Source organism: Bartonella sp. SD1336NMGDW (assembly GCF_042193565.1).
GTDB lineage: Bacteria > Pseudomonadota > Alphaproteobacteria > Rhizobiales > Rhizobiaceae > Bartonella > Bartonella grahamii.
This window is the reverse complement of record NZ_JBHILW010000018.1, coordinates 1-16,851: the sequence shown is the minus strand read 5'-3', so window position 1 is coordinate 16,851 and position 16,851 is coordinate 1. Positions and strand designations below refer to the sequence as shown.

11 protein-coding genes, 1 tRNA gene and 1 pseudogene are annotated in these 16,851 nt (G+C 39.6%); all 13 read right to left on the bottom strand.

The features are described 5' to 3' along the window. Positions 1 to 777: 777 nt before the first annotated feature. Complete coding sequence (locus tag ACFIKH_RS07865) at positions 778 to 2,169, bottom strand: L-serine ammonia-lyase (protein ID WP_375671417.1); 1,392 nt, start codon at positions 2,167 to 2,169, stop codon at positions 778 to 780. 345 nt (positions 2,170 to 2,514) lie between these two features. After that, positions 2,515 to 3,204 carry a nitroreductase gene (locus ACFIKH_RS07860; protein WP_375626280.1) on the bottom strand — a complete coding sequence of 230 codons (690 nt, stop codon included), beginning with the start codon at positions 3,202 to 3,204 and terminating at the stop codon, positions 2,515 to 2,517. Between the two features lie 209 nt (positions 3,205 to 3,413). Continuing rightward, the gene (locus ACFIKH_RS07855) at positions 3,414 to 3,800 is read right to left on the bottom strand and encodes a MerR family DNA-binding transcriptional regulator (RefSeq protein ID WP_375626282.1); all 387 of its coding nucleotides are present in this window, start codon (positions 3,798 to 3,800) and stop codon (positions 3,414 to 3,416) included. A gap of 473 nt (positions 3,801 to 4,273) precedes the next feature. After that, a complete protein-coding gene (gene rpoC / locus ACFIKH_RS07850) occupies positions 4,274 to 8,485 on the bottom strand; it encodes a DNA-directed RNA polymerase subunit beta' (protein WP_375626284.1) in 4,212 nt (1,403 codons plus the stop codon). A gap of 172 nt (positions 8,486 to 8,657) precedes the next feature. Continuing rightward, positions 8,658 to 12,806, bottom strand: a complete 4,149-nt coding sequence (gene rpoB / locus ACFIKH_RS07845) for a DNA-directed RNA polymerase subunit beta (protein WP_375626286.1) — start codon at positions 12,804 to 12,806, stop codon at positions 8,658 to 8,660. Positions 12,807 to 13,097: 291 nt separating this feature from the next. Next, positions 13,098 to 13,469, bottom strand: coding sequence for a 50S ribosomal protein L7/L12 (gene rplL, locus ACFIKH_RS07840; RefSeq protein WP_012755028.1), 372 nt, complete (start codon positions 13,467 to 13,469; stop codon positions 13,098 to 13,100). Positions 13,470 to 13,535: 66 nt separating this feature from the next. Next, the gene (gene rplJ, locus ACFIKH_RS07835) at positions 13,536 to 14,054 is read right to left on the bottom strand and encodes a 50S ribosomal protein L10 (protein ID WP_375626288.1); all 519 of its coding nucleotides are present in this window, start codon (positions 14,052 to 14,054) and stop codon (positions 13,536 to 13,538) included. Between the two features lie 357 nt (positions 14,055 to 14,411). Beyond that, complete coding sequence (gene rplA / locus ACFIKH_RS07830) at positions 14,412 to 15,116, bottom strand: 50S ribosomal protein L1 (protein ID WP_375626290.1); 705 nt, start codon at positions 15,114 to 15,116, stop codon at positions 14,412 to 14,414. A gap of 4 nt (positions 15,117 to 15,120) precedes the next feature. Further along, complete coding sequence (gene rplK, locus ACFIKH_RS07825) at positions 15,121 to 15,549, bottom strand: 50S ribosomal protein L11 (protein WP_375626292.1); 429 nt, start codon at positions 15,547 to 15,549, stop codon at positions 15,121 to 15,123. A 149-nt stretch (positions 15,550 to 15,698) separates the two neighbouring features. Beyond that, the gene (gene nusG / locus ACFIKH_RS07820) at positions 15,699 to 16,229 is read right to left on the bottom strand and encodes a transcription termination/antitermination protein NusG (protein WP_012755024.1); all 531 of its coding nucleotides are present in this window, start codon (positions 16,227 to 16,229) and stop codon (positions 15,699 to 15,701) included. A gap of 20 nt (positions 16,230 to 16,249) precedes the next feature. Further along, positions 16,250 to 16,462, bottom strand: coding sequence for a preprotein translocase subunit SecE (gene secE / locus ACFIKH_RS07815; RefSeq protein WP_012755023.1), 213 nt, complete (start codon positions 16,460 to 16,462; stop codon positions 16,250 to 16,252). Positions 16,463 to 16,663: 201 nt separating this feature from the next. Beyond that, positions 16,664 to 16,739: transfer RNA gene (locus ACFIKH_RS07810), tRNA-Trp, on the bottom strand. Positions 16,740 to 16,786: 47 nt separating this feature from the next. Continuing rightward, positions 16,787 to 16,851, bottom strand: a pseudogene (locus tag ACFIKH_RS07805) (elongation factor Tu); the annotation flags it as partial.

Sequence of the window (16,851 nt, the reverse complement as noted above, 5' to 3'; positions counted from 1 at the left end):
ACTCCTTTATGAAGCGTAAAGATCGTGGTGCTCAATGGATTTACCGTTATACCATTCACGGACACCACCGTGAAATGAGTTTGGGAGCGTTGAGAGATATTTTTTTAAAACAAACTCATGAATGAGTAACACGATAATGTTCTATCGCATGCATTCTATTCTCATGAGAATTTTGATAAATATTTTTAATGTATACGTTATTATTTATTTTAGTTTTTTTGACGGTACAGAATTTATAAATAAAAAATATATTCCCAATATATCTCTTAATTACTGTAAATTAGCATTTCTTTTTAAGGTATTTTTTACCATACTAGGTACCCAAAAATCTTTACTTCCAAAAAATTAAAATCTTTAAAATTCTCTCTCCTCATCATAATTATTCAGATTTAAAACAAATTTTCCTTGGATACTCAGGCATAATCTTCCATTACTTAAAAGATATGGCTATGGAAACTTTAAAAAGCCATAAAACCCAGCTAAAAAATAATGGCAGATTGATCACTAATTTTACTTTACGCTTTTTTACTTTTTCTAAATTAGACTTTTTCCCATTTTAGATACAAATCAGATAGATACTAACAATACTCTCCCTCCAAGCCTTCATGCCGAAGCTATTATTCGTTAAGAAAACACTGAATCATCTCGAATTTATTTCAAGCTGCTGCTGCATTAAAGTGGAATTTTAATTTATAAGTAACAAAAAGCACAAGCTTTATCAGGAAATACGATCCCCCTCCAAAAAGTCCAGTTATGGATTGAAAGATGCTCCAACTCCTAACAAGATATTGTATTAACTGCAAGACCACCTTTACTTGTCTCTTTATAGCGTTCACTCATATCATGACCAGTCTGGCGCATTGTTTCTATACAAGCATCAAGAGAAACAAAATGATCTCCATTACCATATAACGCAAGAGAAGAAGCCGTTACCGCCTTAACAGCTCCCATTGCATTACGCTCAATACAAGGAACTTGTACAAGACCTGCAACAGGATCACATGTCATTCCCAAATGATGTTCAAGCGCAATTTCTGCCGCATTTTCAATTTGAGCTGGTGTTCCACCTAACGCTGCGGTCAACCCTGCTGCGGCCATTGAAGATGCCGTTCCAACTTCACCTTGACACCCAACTTCTGCACCAGAAATAGAGGCATTATGTTTGATAACACCGCCTATAGCTGCTGCCGTTAATAGAAAATTATGTATTCCCTCTCGATCTGAATCATCATTAAATTGAAGATAATAACGCAAAACTGCTGGGACAACACCAGCTGCCCCATTTGTTGGAGCTGTAACAACACGACCACCTGCTGCATTTTCCTCATTGACTGCTATGGCATATACCGAAAGCCAATCATTTGCCCAAAGTGGATAATTGCGATTTTTCTTTTGATTTTCCAGAAGCGCTTCATGCAGCTTTTTAGCACGCCTTAGAACACGCAATCCACCAGGCAACTCACCTTCTTGTGAAAGACCTCTATCAATGCAATTTGTCATCGCTGAAAAAATTTCATCAAGCCCTGTATCAAGAGAAGAACGCTCTATCTTTGTTTCTTCATTTAAGCGCTTCATTTCAGCAATTGAAAGTCCTGATTTTTCTGCCATTGATAACATTGTACAAGCAGAATCAAATGGATATGGCACCTCAAATGCTTCTGGTTGTATATTATCATTCATATGGCTTAATTCATCCTCAGTCACAACAAAGCCACCACCGATAGAATAATAAATCTGCCGCAACAGAACATTCCCATCAGTATTAAGTCCTTCAAAGGCCAGTCCATTTGTATGTCCAGGGAGGATTTGCTTTCGTTCAAAAATAAGATCACGCTGCACATCAAACTGATAAGCGGGATGGCCTTCTGGTTGCACTTTTTTTTCACGTATAACTTTTGCTAACAACCCCCCCATGCTATCAGGATCAACAGTAGAAGCTTTTTCTCCTAAAAGTCCTAATATGATAGCCCTATCTGTTGCATGACCAATACCCGTGAAAGCTAAAGAACCATAAAGATAAACACGTATACGAGAAACTTGAATATCAGACGACTGAGAAAAATCTCCTATCTTTTGCAAAAACATATTAGCAGCTGTCATCGGCCCCATCGTATGTGAGCTGGAAGGACCAATCCCAATTTTAAAAAGTTCAAAAACAGATAGAAACACGTATCACCTCAAAACTATAGTACAGCTTGAGCATATATGCTTTTTCATAACGTTTGTCCCGTTTAAAATCAAATTGCGAGATAAACTAAAAAAATGACAGCAATAAACACGAATGTCGCTCGTCTTGCTACCACCCAGCACTTTCTCTCTATAGTGTTTTCCATTAAGCCAACCTTCAAAAAACGGACAATGCCCCTAGAGTCACCGCTCTTAATGTTTCAAACTTAGTAAAATAAGTGTTAATACGCAATATTAAAATTCAATAAGGATGCGAAATTCTTATCGGAAATATTTTTCATAATGCACCAAGTTCTTCAAAACGTATGCTTAATTATATAAAATATTTTATGGGTATGTTTCAATGAAACGTACAAAGTTTTCTAACGATTCTCGTTCTGTCTCAAAATTGTTTTCTGGAGCACTCATATCGCGATAACCAAGTGCCATACCACAGATAATATGGCGATCAGAAGGAATAGATAAAAGCGTACGAATCTGTTTATGATAATCAGCAAAAGCAGCTTGAGGGCAGGTATCTAATCCAAATCCACGTGCAGCTAACATAATGGTCTGCATAAACATACCCAAATCAAGCCAACTCCCCATTTCCATGTCGTGATCCATTGTAAATAAGAGTCCTACAGGTGCATCAAAAAATAAAAAATTTCGCGCCTTTTGATGAAGTATTTTTTCTTCATCACCTTTTTGAATTCCAAGACTCTGATAAAGATCCAAACCAACTTTTCGACGTCTTGAAATATAAGGCTCACGCCACTGATGTGGATAATAACTATATTCACGCTCTCCTTTTACACCTGAAAGAACAAGTTGTGAAAGCTCTTGCCCTACTTTCTGTAATACACTTCCTGTAAGCACAATCACTTGCCATGGCTGAATATTTGTTCCAGATGGTGCACGTGCTGCAAGTTTTAAGATTTCTTTGATTGTTTCCAAACTAACTGGCTGATCAGTAAAAGCGCGAATTGACTTTCGTGACAAAATAGATTGAAAAACACTCATAGGAGAAACTGCCATTGTTTTTACTTTCTTTATGAAAAATAATTTTTTTGCTTATCAAGGACAATATACTGCGAAAATACCTTCGCAGCTTTTTTCGAACACTCTATTTCTTTAAATAACTCACACATTTCACGTAGTGTTAAAGATTCCCCTTAGAGATAGTATAACCTATCTCTTTTAATAGAAAGAAAATTGTCTAAAAGCAGATGAAATAAATTTTATAATCAATGATTAACCCCCAACTCCGCTAAGCTCTCAAAAAAACTCTCCTCAATTCGTTCCAAATCCTGTAGAAGATCATCAATATCATGCTGCATCTGCTTTAAATCAGCTCGTTTTTTATGAATTCCTGCAATTAACTTCTTAAGCTTTTTCTCATCATCAGGTGGTTTTTCAACCATTGTCAACATATCAGATATTTCAGACAACGAAAATTTAACTCTTTTAGCACGCAGTATTTGTTTTAACTTATGACGATCCGTTTGTGTATAAAGCCGTGTATTTCCACGCCGAAAAGGAATAAGAAGCCCCTCTTCTTCATAATAACGCAAAGTCCGAGCTGTTATTGAAAACTCACGTGTTAATTTTCCAATTGAATAATATTCGTACATTTTTTCATTCTGTCTTCATAGATCACATTGTGATAAGAAATATGTCTATTTTTTATAATACTTAGTGAGTAACGTAATCTCTACTCTCCTACATTCTAATTTAGAAGAAGATACATTCTTGTCATACAAGTATTGTATAGTAGAGGATCAATTATTTTTTAGATTACAGAAAAGACTATCGATCTTTCATTATAAGTCCTTTAAAATCTTTATAGAAGATATCAATCAACAATTTTCCTAAAATTCAAAATCAATCATTATTTTATTTGTAGATAATCAACTATTTTCCTTGAACATGGCTTTTGAGTTTCAAATAATTACAAAACAATAAGCTAGTAAAGATGTTAAAAATAACTATCGCCTTATAATTTTTGATATTTTTTAGGAAAAGATGCAACTTCTGCATTTCGAGATAAAAAAACGTCTGAATATAAAGTTCAGACGTTTTTTTATTATGTGATGTTATATTTAAATTATTCAGCAACGGCGCCGGTTGTCATATTTGTCAACATAGCCTTAGCCACTTCGTTATTACTAGACTTACGCTGCTCATCTACAATCAAATCATCACGAACGGCAGCAATACGACGGATTTGAGAAATCGTACCACCCGTACCTGCTGGAATAAGACGACCGACAATAACGTTCTCTTTAAGTCCTTGCAAAGTATCAATTTTACCAGAAACTGCTGCTTCAGTAAGAACACGTGTTGTTTCCTGAAACGATGCCGCCGAAATGAAAGAAGGCGTTTGAAGAGAAGCTTTTGTAATTCCAAGAAGAATGGGATTACCAGATGCAGGTTTCTTCCCTTCTGCAATCAAATTATCATTGATTTCATCAAGTTCAATACGATCAACATTATCACCTGAAATATAACCAGAATCTCCAGATTCAGTAATTTCAACTTTTTGCAACATTTGACGAACAATCACTTCAATGTGCTTGTCATTAATAAGAACTCCCTGCAAACGATAAACCTCCTGAATCTCATTAACAAGATAAGATGCCAAAGCTTCAACCCCCTTAATCGCCAATATATCATGAGGTGCTGGATTACCATCAAGGATATAATCTCCCTTTTCAATTTGATCACCTTCTTGGAAGTGAAACAACTTACCTTTTGGAATCAAATATTCTACTGCCTCAAGAGTTTCATCATTTGGTTCAATAATGATACGACGTTTATTCTTATAACCACGGCCGAATCGAATCGTGCCACTTACTTCAGCAATAATCGCATGATCCTTTGGACGACGCGCTTCAAAAAGCTCAGCCACACGTGGTAAACCACCCGTAATATCTTTCGTCTTGGCACTTTCCATCGGCAAACGAGCAATAACATCACCAGCCTTAACATGAGCACCAAGCTCAACAGAAAGAATAGTTTCCACTGACATCATATAACGGGCTTCACCTCCCTTATACAATTTAGCAATGGATTCACCTTCTTTATCTGCGTGGATAATAATGGCTGGTTTAAGATCCGCACCACGTGGATTAGCGCGCCAATCAATCACCAAACGCTTCGTAATACCCGTAGACTCATCAGCTGTTTCAGTGACAGATAAACCATCAATCATATCTTCAAAACCCACATAGCCTTCAACTTCCGTTAAAATTGGACGTGTGTAAGGATCCCATTCTGCTATACGTTGGCCACGTTTAACCACATCACCATCATCAACAAAAATATGGGCACCATAGCTAACACGGTGTACAACGCGCTCTTTTCCTAACTCATCCTTGATAAGGATAGCCATATTACGCCCCATAACAACCAAATGGCCTTCAGAGTTACGAACCACATTACGATTACGAATCTCCACCTTACCTTCATAAGATGCCTCTAAATACGATGAATCAACAACCTGCGCAGTCCCTCCTAAGTGGAAAGTACGCATAGTAAGCTGTGTTCCCGGCTCACCAATGGATTGAGCAGCAATAACACCAACGGCTTCTCCCTGATTAACAGGTGTTCCACGCGCCAAATCACGACCATAGCATTTTGCACAAACACCAAGACGTGTTTCACATGTTAAAGCAGAACGAATTTGAACAGATTGAATTCCAGCTTCTTCAATCTTCGCGACATCAGCTTCCTCAATCATCGCTCCACCTTCAAGGATAACCTCTCCAGAGACAGGATGTAGAATATCAACAAGCGCTGTACGACCAAGAATCCTTTGCCCAAGTGAGGCAACAATTTGTCCTGCATCAACAATTGGCTGCATGGTAAGCCCTTTTGCGGTACCACAATCAACTGCCGAAATAATAGCATCCTGTGCAACATCAACAAGACGCCGTGTTAAATAACCAGAGTTCGCCGTCTTTAACGCAGTATCAGCAAGTCCTTTACGTGCACCATGCGTGGAATTGAAGTATTCATTAACAGTTAGACCTTCTTTAAAATTTGAAATAATGGGGGTTTCAATAATTTCACCCGATGGTTTTGCCATTAATCCACGCATACCAGCCAATTGTCTCATCTGGTTAGCAGAACCACGTGCTCCAGAATGCGACATCATATAGATCGAATTCATCGGCCGTTGACGACCTGTTTTAGGATCAAAATCGACGGCTTGAATACGTTTCATCATTTCATCTGCAACGCGATCTGTACATTTACCCCAAGCATCTACAACCTTATTGTATTTTTCACCTTGTGTAATCAAACCATCATTATATTGCTGTTCGTACTCCTTAGCCAAAGCTTCTGTCTCTGCAACTAAACGCGACTTACTATCAGGAATAACCATATCATCCTTACCGAATGAAATTCCTGCACGACAAGCATAAGAAAAACCAAGCTGCATAATACGGTCACAAAAAATAACCGTCTCTTTTTGTCCACAGTGCCGATAAACATGATCAATCATTTTAGAAATATTCTTTTTCGTCATTTCTTGATTGACAATATCAAATGAGATATCCGAATTTCTTGGCAAAAGCTCACCGATAATCAAACGCCCAGGTGTCGTATCATAAAGTTTAGAAACTTCTTTTCCATCCTTCCCCATATTCTTAACACGGCCTTTAATCTTCGTATGAAGCGTTACAACCTTATTTTCCAAGGCATAATGAAGCTCACCTATGTCAGAAAAAGCCATTCCTTCACCTGGTTCTTTTTCAGAAACAATTGAAAGATAATAAAGACCAAGAACCATATCCTGTGAGGGAACAATAATTGGGGCACCATTGGCCGGATGAAGAATATTATTGGTAGACATCATCAAAACACGGGCTTCAAGCTGTGCTTCAAGAGAAAGCGGAACGTGAACCGCCATCTGATCTCCATCAAAATCCGCATTAAAAGCAGTACACACCAGTGGATGAAGTTGAATAGCTTTGCCTTCAATTAAGATAGGTTCAAAAGCCTGAATCCCCAAACGGTGCAATGTTGGCGCACGGTTGAGTAAAACAGGGTGTTCACGAATAACCTCATCCAAGATATCCCAAACTTCCGGATGTTCTTTTTCAACAAGCTTCTTTGCCTGCTTTACCGTTGATGAATAGCCTTTTGCATCAAGCCGCGCATAAATAAAAGGCTTAAACAATTCAAGAGCCATTTTTTTCGGAAGACCGCATTGATGCAATTTTAATTCAGGTCCCGTCACGATAACAGAACGCCCTGAGTAATCAACACGCTTCCCAAGTAAGTTCTGACGAAAACGTCCTTGCTTGCCCTTCAACATATCTGATAGAGACTTGAGAGGACGTTTATTGGCTCCAGTAATCACACGCCCACGCCGTCCATTATCAAACAATGCATCAACAGCTTCTTGTACCATACGCTTTTCATTGCGCACGATAATTCCAGGAGCACGCAATTCAATCAGCCGTTTCAAGCGGTTATTACGATTAATAACACGCCGATAAAGATCATTCAGATCTGATGTCGCAAAACGCCCACCATCAAGCGGAACCAATGGACGCAAATCCGGTGGAATAACCGGAATTGTTTTCATAATCATCCACTCTGGCTTATTTCCAGATTCAAGAAAATTTTCAACGATTTTAAGCCGTTTAATCAGTTTTTTCTGCTTTAACTCTGAAGTTGTTTCAGCTAATTCGAGACGCAAATCATTGGCGATTTTATTTAACTCCATACCAGCTAAAAGCTCGTAAATAGCTTCAGCGCCAATCATAGCTGTAAACTGATCTTCTCCAAACTCATCAATAGCAAGCATATATTCTTCTTCAGAAAGAAGCTGATGGAGCTTAAGAGATGTCAACCCTGGTTCGGTTACAATATAATTCTCAAAATAAAGAACCCGCTCAATATCTTTTAAAGTTAAATCTAAAAGTGTAGAAATACGACCTGGTAATGATTTAAGAAACCATATATGCGCAACAGGTGCCGCAAGTTCAATATGCCCCATACGCTCACGACGCACGCGCGAAAGGGTAACCTCTACACCGCATTTTTCACAAATAATGCCCTTATACTTCATGCGTTTATATTTGCCACATAGACATTCATAGTCTTTAATAGGGCCAAATATACGTGCACAAAAAAGACCATCACGCTCTGGTTTAAAAGTCCTATAATTAATAGTCTCAGGCTTCTTAATCTCACCATAAGACCAGGACAAAATTTTCTCAGGACTCGCAATAGAAATACGAATAGAGTCAAATGTCTGCGCTGGCGCTTGAGGATTGAAAAGATTCATGACCTCGTGGTTCATGCTGTTCTCCTTCAAAGATTCTTAGAACCTGTTGTAATATCTCATTTATTTTATAACAGATCTTCTTTAAAATACATTTACTTTTAAAAATGACCTGTATAACCTTAATAAGGTTATTGAGCCTCTTAAAGTAATCAGAGCGCAGCCTTTTTCTACTCCGCTCTTTGAATTATTATTCTGCTGTATCAGACAATGCCCGCTGTGCAATAAATTCACGCGCATCATCAAGCTCCACATTAAGAGCAAGTGAGCGCATTTCTTTTACCAACACATTAAAGCTTTCGGGTATACCCGCCTCAAATGTATCATCACCACGCACAATTGCCTCATAGACTTTCGTTCGACCGGCCACGTCATCCGATTTTACTGTTAGCATCTCCTGCAAAGTGTATGCAGCACCATAAGCTTCAAGTGCCCAAACCTCCATTTCACCAAAACGCTGACCACCAAACTGTGCCTTACCTCCTAATGGCTGCTGCGTAACAAGTGAATAGGGACCTATAGAACGTGCATGAATCTTATCATCAACAAGGTGATGCAATTTCAACATGTAAATATATCCTACCGTTACTCGACGATCAAAAGGTTCTCCAGTACGACCATCATAAAGCGTAACTTGCCCTGAACTATCTAAGCCTGCGTCCTCCAGCATCATGTTAATATCAGACTCATGTGCTCCATCAAAAACAGGCGTTGCAATTGAAACCCCTTTCTTCATCTGTAATGCCAATTTGTAAAGGCTTTCATTATCATACTGACGGACTGGTTCATTTTGATTATCATCAGGCATAAGATTTTCAATACGCTGACGCAACGGCAATATATCCCCAGTCTCTTGATACAATTCTAACAAATCACCAATCTTCTTGCCCATCCCCGCACATGCCCAACCAAGATGCGTCTCAAGAATTTGTCCAACATTCATACGACTAGGCACACCAAGTGGATTCAAAACGATATCAGCATGGGTCCCATCTTCAAGAAATGGCATATCTTCTACGGGAAGAATACGTGAAACAACACCCTTATTCCCGTGACGTCCCGCCATCTTATCACCTGGTTGGATTTTCCGCTTCACAGCCACAAAAACCTTCACCATTTTCATGACACCAGGAGGCATTTCATCACCTCTTTGGACCTTTTCAACTTTATCCATAAAGCGACGTTGTAATGCTTCTTTTGATTCATCATATTGCTTGCGCAAAGTTTCAATTTCATTTTGAAGCTTCTCATCCTCAACAGCAAATTGCCACCACTGGGATCGTGGATAATGCCCCATTACTGTACTATCAAGCTTTTTACTGCCCGAAAAGCCTTTCGGACCTTCTACAGCAACTTTACCTGTCAACATATCGGTAAGGCGCGCATAAACATTGCGATCAAGAATAGACTGTTCATCATCACGATCTTTTGCTAAACGCTCAATTTCTTCACGCTCAATTGCCATCGCACGTTCATCTTTTTCCACGCCATGGCGATTAAAAACGCGAACTTCAACAACAGTACCAAAAGTTCCAGGAGGCATACGCATAGAAGTATCACGAACATCGGATGCCTTTTCCCCAAAAATTGCACGCAGAAGCTTTTCTTCTGGCGTCATGGGACTTTCACCTTTTGGGGTAATCTTTCCAACTAAAATATCACCTGGTTGAACTTCAGCACCAATATAAATTATGCCAGCTTCATCAAGATTTCTTAACGCTTCTTCCGCAACATTAGGAATGTCGCGCGTAATTTCCTCAGGCCCAAGTTTTGTATCGCGTGCTGCAACTTCAAATTCCTCAATATGAATTGAAGTAAAAACATCATCAGCAACAATGCGCTCGGATAACAAAATAGAATCTTCATAATTGTATCCATTCCAAGGCATAAAGGCTACGAGAACATTCCGCCCAAGAGCTAAATCACCAAGATCCGTGGATGGACCATCTGCAATGATATCACCTTTCTCTATCCTATCACCGACATGTACAAGAGGACGCTGATTAATACAAGTGGACTGATTAGAACGCTGAAATTTCTGTAGGCGGTAAATATCAACCCCTGATTTTGAAGGATCTAAATCTTCTGTTGCACGGATAACAATACGGGTAGCATCGACTTGATCAACAACACCACTACGTTTTGCACTCACAGCAGCTCCTGAATCGCGTGCAACAATGGCCTCCATTCCTGTCCCAACAAATGGCGCTTCGGCGCGGACAAGAGGAACTGCCTGACGCTGCATGTTCGATCCCATAAGCGCACGATTCGCATCATCATTTTCCAAAAAAGGAATAAGCGCTGCTGCAACTGAAACCAATTGTTTTGGTGAAACATCCATCAAATCAACATGATCACGCGGCGCCATTAAAACTTCACCAGCATGACGGCAAACAACAAACTCTTCTGTAAAACGACCTTCACTATCTAATGAAGAATTAGCTTGAGCAACATAATGCTTTGCTTCTTCCATCGCTGAAAGATAAATAACTTCTTTTGTGACTTTTCCATCAACAATTTTTCGATATGGGCTTTCAATAAAGCCATATTTGTTAACTCGCGCAAATGTTGCTAAGGAGTTAATGAGACCAATATTGGGGCCTTCTGGTGTTTCAATCGGACAAATACGACCATAATGCGTAGGATGTACGTCACGAACTTCAAAACCCGCCCGTTCACGAGTCAAACCACCTGGACCAAGAGCAGAAAGACGGCGCTTATGGGTAATCTCCGACAATGGATTAGTTTGATCCATAAACTGCGACAATTGTGAAGACCCAAAAAACTCACGAACTGCAGCAGCAGCAGGCTTTGCATTGATCAAATCCTGTGGCATAACTGTATCAATTTCAACCGATGACATGCGCTCTTTTATCGCACGCTCCATACGAAGAAGACCAATGCGATATTGATTTTCCATCAATTCTCCAACGGAACGAACGCGACGGTTGCCAAGATTATCAATATCATCAATTTCGCCACGACCATCACGCAATTCAACCAACATCTTAACAACAGCAAGAATATCCTCTTGGCGTAAAATGCGAACTGTGTCTGGACAATCAAGATCCATACGCAAATTCATCTTAACACGCCCAACGGCTGAAAGATCATAACGCTCTGGATCAAAAAACAATGAATGGAACATTGCTTCTGCTGTATCGATTGTTGGGGGCTCACCTGGACGCATCACTCGGTAAATATCAAATAACGCATCCTGTCGACTTTCATTTTTATCCACCTTTAAAGTATTGCGGATATAAGCGCCAATATTCATATGATCAATATCAAGGATATTGATTTGATCAGCACTAACATCAAGCAAAATTTTTAATACTTTTTCATCAATTTCATCACCAGCTTCAAGGTAAATTTCACCTGTTTCGTAATTGACGATATCTTCGGCTAGATAACAACCTAATAAATCATCTTCACTAACTTTAACCGCTTTAAGTCCTTTTTCTGCCAAAGACTTCGCAGTACGAACTGTTAATTTTTTACCAGCCTCCGCGACGACTTCACCACTATCTGCATCTATAAGGTCAGAAATGAGCTTCATTCCTTTAAAGCGATCAACAGAATAAGGAACTCGCCATCCTTCTCCATCACGCTCATAAGTCACTTTATCATAAAACGTCGATAAAATATCCGACGCATCCATACCTAGTGCCATCAAAAGACTAGTAACAGGAATCTTGCGCCGCCGATCAATACGCGCATAAATAATGTCCTTAGCATCAAACTCAATATCAAGCCAAGAACCACGATACGGAATAACACGAGCAGCAAAAAGAAGCTTTCCTGATGAATGGGACTTTCCTTTATCATGGTCAAAAAAGACACCAGGAGAACGATGCATCTGCGAAACAATAACACGTTCCGTACCATTAACAATAAAGGTACCATTCGTCGTCATTAAAGGCATATCGCCCATATAAACGCCTTGCTCTTTAATGTCTTTGATATCTTTGGAGCCGGTATCCTCATCAACATCAAAAACAATCAAACGTAATATGACCTTTAATGGGGCAGCATAAGTTAAATCACGTTGACGGCACTCTTCAACATCAAATTTCGGTAAATCAAATTCATAACCAACAAACTCAAGCATAGCTGTACCGGAAAAATCTGAAATAGGAAAAACCGATTTAAAAACAGCTTGCAAACCTTCATCTGGTCGTCCACCTTTCGGTTCCTCAACCATGAGAAACTGATCGTATGACGCTTTTTGAACCTCAATAAGATTCGGCATTTCTGCTACTTCAGGAATCTTACCAAAAAATTTACGTACGCGCTTACGACCATTGAATTGAGACATCATTGCGTGAGTCTGAGCCATCGTCGCTCCTTGATCTTTACTCTTCAAGGTAGACCAACCTTGAAAGCCTTATATCATTAACCTGCATATGCAGACCAGTTCACTTGACACTCAACAATGAGCATCATTAACTTTCCCCACCAACATAAGCCATTTTTATCTCTTGACTCTATGATGAAGGGATGGGTAGTGCAAACCTATCCCATTACTGTTACAAAACCGTTGGGAAAAGGTTTTTTACTCATTATTTTCCCTCTTTGTATTGAGAGAAAGAAAATCGGCGAACATAAATGCCCGCCGATAAAATTAAATTTACTTAAGTTCCACTTTAGCACCAGCAGCTTCAAGTTGAGATTTAATTTTTTCTGCTTCTTCTTTAGAAGCACCCTCTTTAATAGGCTTAGGTGCCCCTTCAACCAGATCTTTAGCTTCTTTAAGACCAAGTCCAGTAAGAGCACGAACTTCCTTAATAACATTAATTTTTTGCGCACCACCTTCAACAAGAATAACATCAAATTCTGTTTTTTCTTCAGCAGCTGGAGCAGCAGCACCAGCAACAGCAGCGACAGCTACAGGAGCAGCAGCCGAAACTCCCCACTTTTCTTCAAGTAACTTAGAAAGCTCAGCGGCTTCCAAAAGGGTTAGATTAGAAAGGTCTTCTACGATCTTCTCTAGATCAGCCATTTTTAAATTCCTTCAATTAAAAGATTTGAACCATTATTAAATTTTATCCAAAAAAACAGAACAGCCTTAAGCCGCCTTATCCTCCTGAGCATATGCGCCAATGACACGTGCAACCTGACTAGCTGGGGCATTAACAACCTGTGCAATACGGGTCGCAGGGGTAGAAATCATACCCACAAGTTTTGCACGCAACTCGTTTAATGAAGGCAATGAAGCCAATGACTTCACAGCATCTACAGTTAAACTTGTTGCCCCCATTGAACCGCCAAGGATGACAAATTTGTCATTGCTTTTCGCAAAATCAACAGCAACTTTCGGTGCTGTGATCGGATCTTCTGAATAAGCAATAAGTGTCTGTCCAGTAAACAAACCCACTATCGATTCAGATTCCGTGCCCTGAAGAGCGATTTTAGCAAGACGGTTTTTGGCGACTTTAACGGCACCGCCAGCTTCACCCATTTTCGAACGTAGATCATTCATCTGTGAAACTGTCAGACCGGAATAATGTGCAACAACAACAGAACCAGACTTCCGAAAAGCCTCGTTAAGCCATGTAACAAATTCGCGTTTTTCCGCTCTATTCACTGTCTCTCTCCATTTAACAGATTTGCTTAAAACAAACCTATTGGTTACCTTTGATAACATAAAATACTTCATGTCACCGATGAGGATCCTGTCCCCTTTTTCACGCACAGCGTTCAAAGGCAACCTTGGCTCAAACCCTTTAAGTCTTTTAACTCTCAGTTTTTACCCCAGTCTCATGCAGGTTTTTTTGATTAAGATACTTAAAAGCATCACCTACAATCTCGGACAGGATATTCCGGAATTTCTCCCGGCATAACCTAAGCTCTATAAAGCTTAGATAGCTAAATGCTGATCAAAACCAGCATTTTAAATACAATTTTGATATTCACATACCCAAAAACAAAATTATAAATCAGCTTATACTAACTCTGAACGAACTGTTGCTGGATCAACTTTAATACCAATTCCCATAGTCGAAGAAACAGCAACGCGCTTAATATACTCACCTTTTGCACCTTGCGGTTTGGCTTTAATAACTGCACTTGCAAAGGCCTTTATATTTTCTACAATTTTTTCAACACCAAAAGAAGCCTTACCAATACCAGCATGCACAATACCAGCTTTTTCCACACGAAACTCAACAGCACCACCTTTAGAAGCTTTGACAGCACCGACAACATCAAGTGTTACAGTACCAACTTTCGGATTCGGCATCAAACTCCGCGGACCAAGAATCTTACCAAGACGACCAACAAGAGGCATCATGTCTGGTGTTGCAATACAACGATCGAAGTCTATAGTCCCTCCATTAATGCTTTCAAACAAATCTTCAGCCCCTACAATATCAGCTCCTGCCGCCTTAGCTTCCTCAGCCTTATCCCCACGAGCAAAAACGGCAACACGAATATTTCTCCCTGTTCCATTAGGCAAATGAGCAACTCCTCGAACCATTTGATCAGCATGACGAGGATCAACACCCAAGTTCATTGAAATTTCGATTGTTTCATCAAACTTAGCAACTGCACGCTCCTTAACCATTGAAACGGCATCTTTCAAAGCGTAAAGTTCATTAAAATCAATATCTTTTCGGATATTTTTTATTCTTTTTGCTACTTTTGCCATAATATTACCCCACCACTTCCAAGCCCATCGAGCGAGCAGAACCTTCAACCATACGCATTGCTGCCTCAATGTCATTCGCATTAAGATCTTGCATCTTTGATTCCGCAATCGAACGAATTTTATCACGAGAAATGCTTCCTACAGACACTTTACCAGGCTCTTTTGAACCAGATTTCAGGTTTGCCTCCTTCTTTAAAAAGAATGATACAGGAGGCGTCTTGAGAGAAAATGTGAAAGACTTATCTTGGTAATACGTAATAACCACTGGAATCGGTGCTCCCTTTTCCATTTCTTGTGTAGCTGCATTAAACGCCTTACAAAATTCCATGATATTAATACCGCGCTGCCCAAGAGCTGGACCAATCGGTGGAGATGGAGTAGCAGCTCCTGCAGGAACCTGCAACTTAAGCTGACCTATACTTTTTTTTGCCATAACAATCTGCCTTTAATTTCACTGGTATACTGACAATTTATCTTGCCCGCTACCCGCTGCAGTCACGTGGTTCGGATCATTAAGCCGACAAAAGCCATAAATCACCTCCCACTCCTTCCTTAAAGTAATTCAAACTACTCTAAGTTTAATCAGAGTTTTTCAACCTGACCAAATTCCAAATCAACAGGCGTAGGACGCCCAAAAATAAGCACTTCAACCTTAAGACGAGAGCGCTCTTCTTCAACCTCTTGAACAATTCCATTAAACGAAACAAAAGGACCATCAGCAACGCGAACTTGCTCTCCAACCTCAAACAATACAGAAGACTTTGGAGACTCAACCCTTTCTTGAACTTGTTTGAGAATTTGCTCAACCTCTCGATCAGAAATGGGAACAGGACGCGCATCCGACCCTAAAAAACCTGTCACTTTAGGCGTATTCTTAATAAGATGATAAACTTCATCTGTTAACTCAGCACGAACAAGAACATAACCAGGAAAAAATTTTCGCTCAGCATCAACTTTTCGCCCACGACGAACCTCTACAACACGCTCTGTTGGAACAAAAATCTTTTCAAAAAGATGATCAAGTCCTTTTTGCTTTGCCTCCTTATCAATAGCTTCCGCTACTTTCTTTTCAAAATTTGAATATGCCTGAACAATATACCAACGAGCTGCCACAGTCACACTTCCTTACATTCTCAACTAAAAAGATATTTCAGAAGATCAATAACCCGCCAAACACCAAAATGCATAACCTGATCCACAATAAAAAAGAAAGCTGAAGCCAACGCAGTTACCAACAAAACCATAACAGTAGAAATAACCGTCTCACGACGTGTAGGCCATTTCACTTTAATTGTTTCTGCATAAACCTGCTTCAAAAAGGTAATCGGATTGGTTTTAGATGCCATCGTCACACTATACTCTCTCTAGCCCTATTGTGTTTTATAAAAAAATAAACAGAAAAAAATGCAAAAGCCAACTTTCGACTTATGCAATTTCCTTACTTCCTATTCAATACCGTTTCATACACAAAAAAACAAGCCCTATATCAAAAAAAGCGAAAAAGGCAGCAAAACCCACTCCCTTATACGAAAAATTCTATTCCCCTTTGGCAGGGGCAGCAGGACTTGAACCCGCGACCTGCGGTTTTGGAGACCGCCGCTCTACCAACTGAGCTATACCCCTAACTCTCAAAACTAAAACACTTTTAACATCCCTTTAACAAGCATTATTTATTCAATGATCTTAGAGACGATACCGGCACCAACAGTACGACCACCTTCACGAATAGCAAAAC

What these genes read in the sequence shown, in the direction of transcription:
- rplA (WP_375626290.1), bottom strand. Translation starts at nt 15,116, where the DNA reads ATGGCAAAAGTAGCAAAAAGAATAAAAAATATCCGAAAAGATATTGAT.
- ACFIKH_RS07855 (WP_375626282.1), bottom strand. Translation starts at nt 3,800, where the DNA reads ATGTACGAATATTATTCAATTGGAAAATTAACACGTGAGTTTTCAATA.
- rplK (WP_375626292.1), bottom strand. Translation starts at nt 15,549, where the DNA reads ATGGCAAAAAAAAGTATAGGTCAGCTTAAGTTGCAGGTTCCTGCAGGA.
- ACFIKH_RS07860 (WP_375626280.1), bottom strand. Translation starts at nt 3,204, where the DNA reads ATGGCAGTTTCTCCTATGAGTGTTTTTCAATCTATTTTGTCACGAAAG.
- rplL (WP_012755028.1), bottom strand. Translation starts at nt 13,469, where the DNA reads ATGGCTGATCTAGAGAAGATCGTAGAAGACCTTTCTAATCTAACCCTT.
- rpoC (WP_375626284.1), bottom strand. Translation starts at nt 8,485, where the DNA reads ATGAACCACGAGGTCATGAATCTTTTCAATCCTCAAGCGCCAGCGCAG.
- rpoB (WP_375626286.1), bottom strand. Translation starts at nt 12,806, where the DNA reads ATGGCTCAGACTCACGCAATGATGTCTCAATTCAATGGTCGTAAGCGC.
- secE (WP_012755023.1), bottom strand. Translation starts at nt 16,462, where the DNA reads ATGGCATCTAAAACCAATCCGATTACCTTTTTGAAGCAGGTTTATGCA.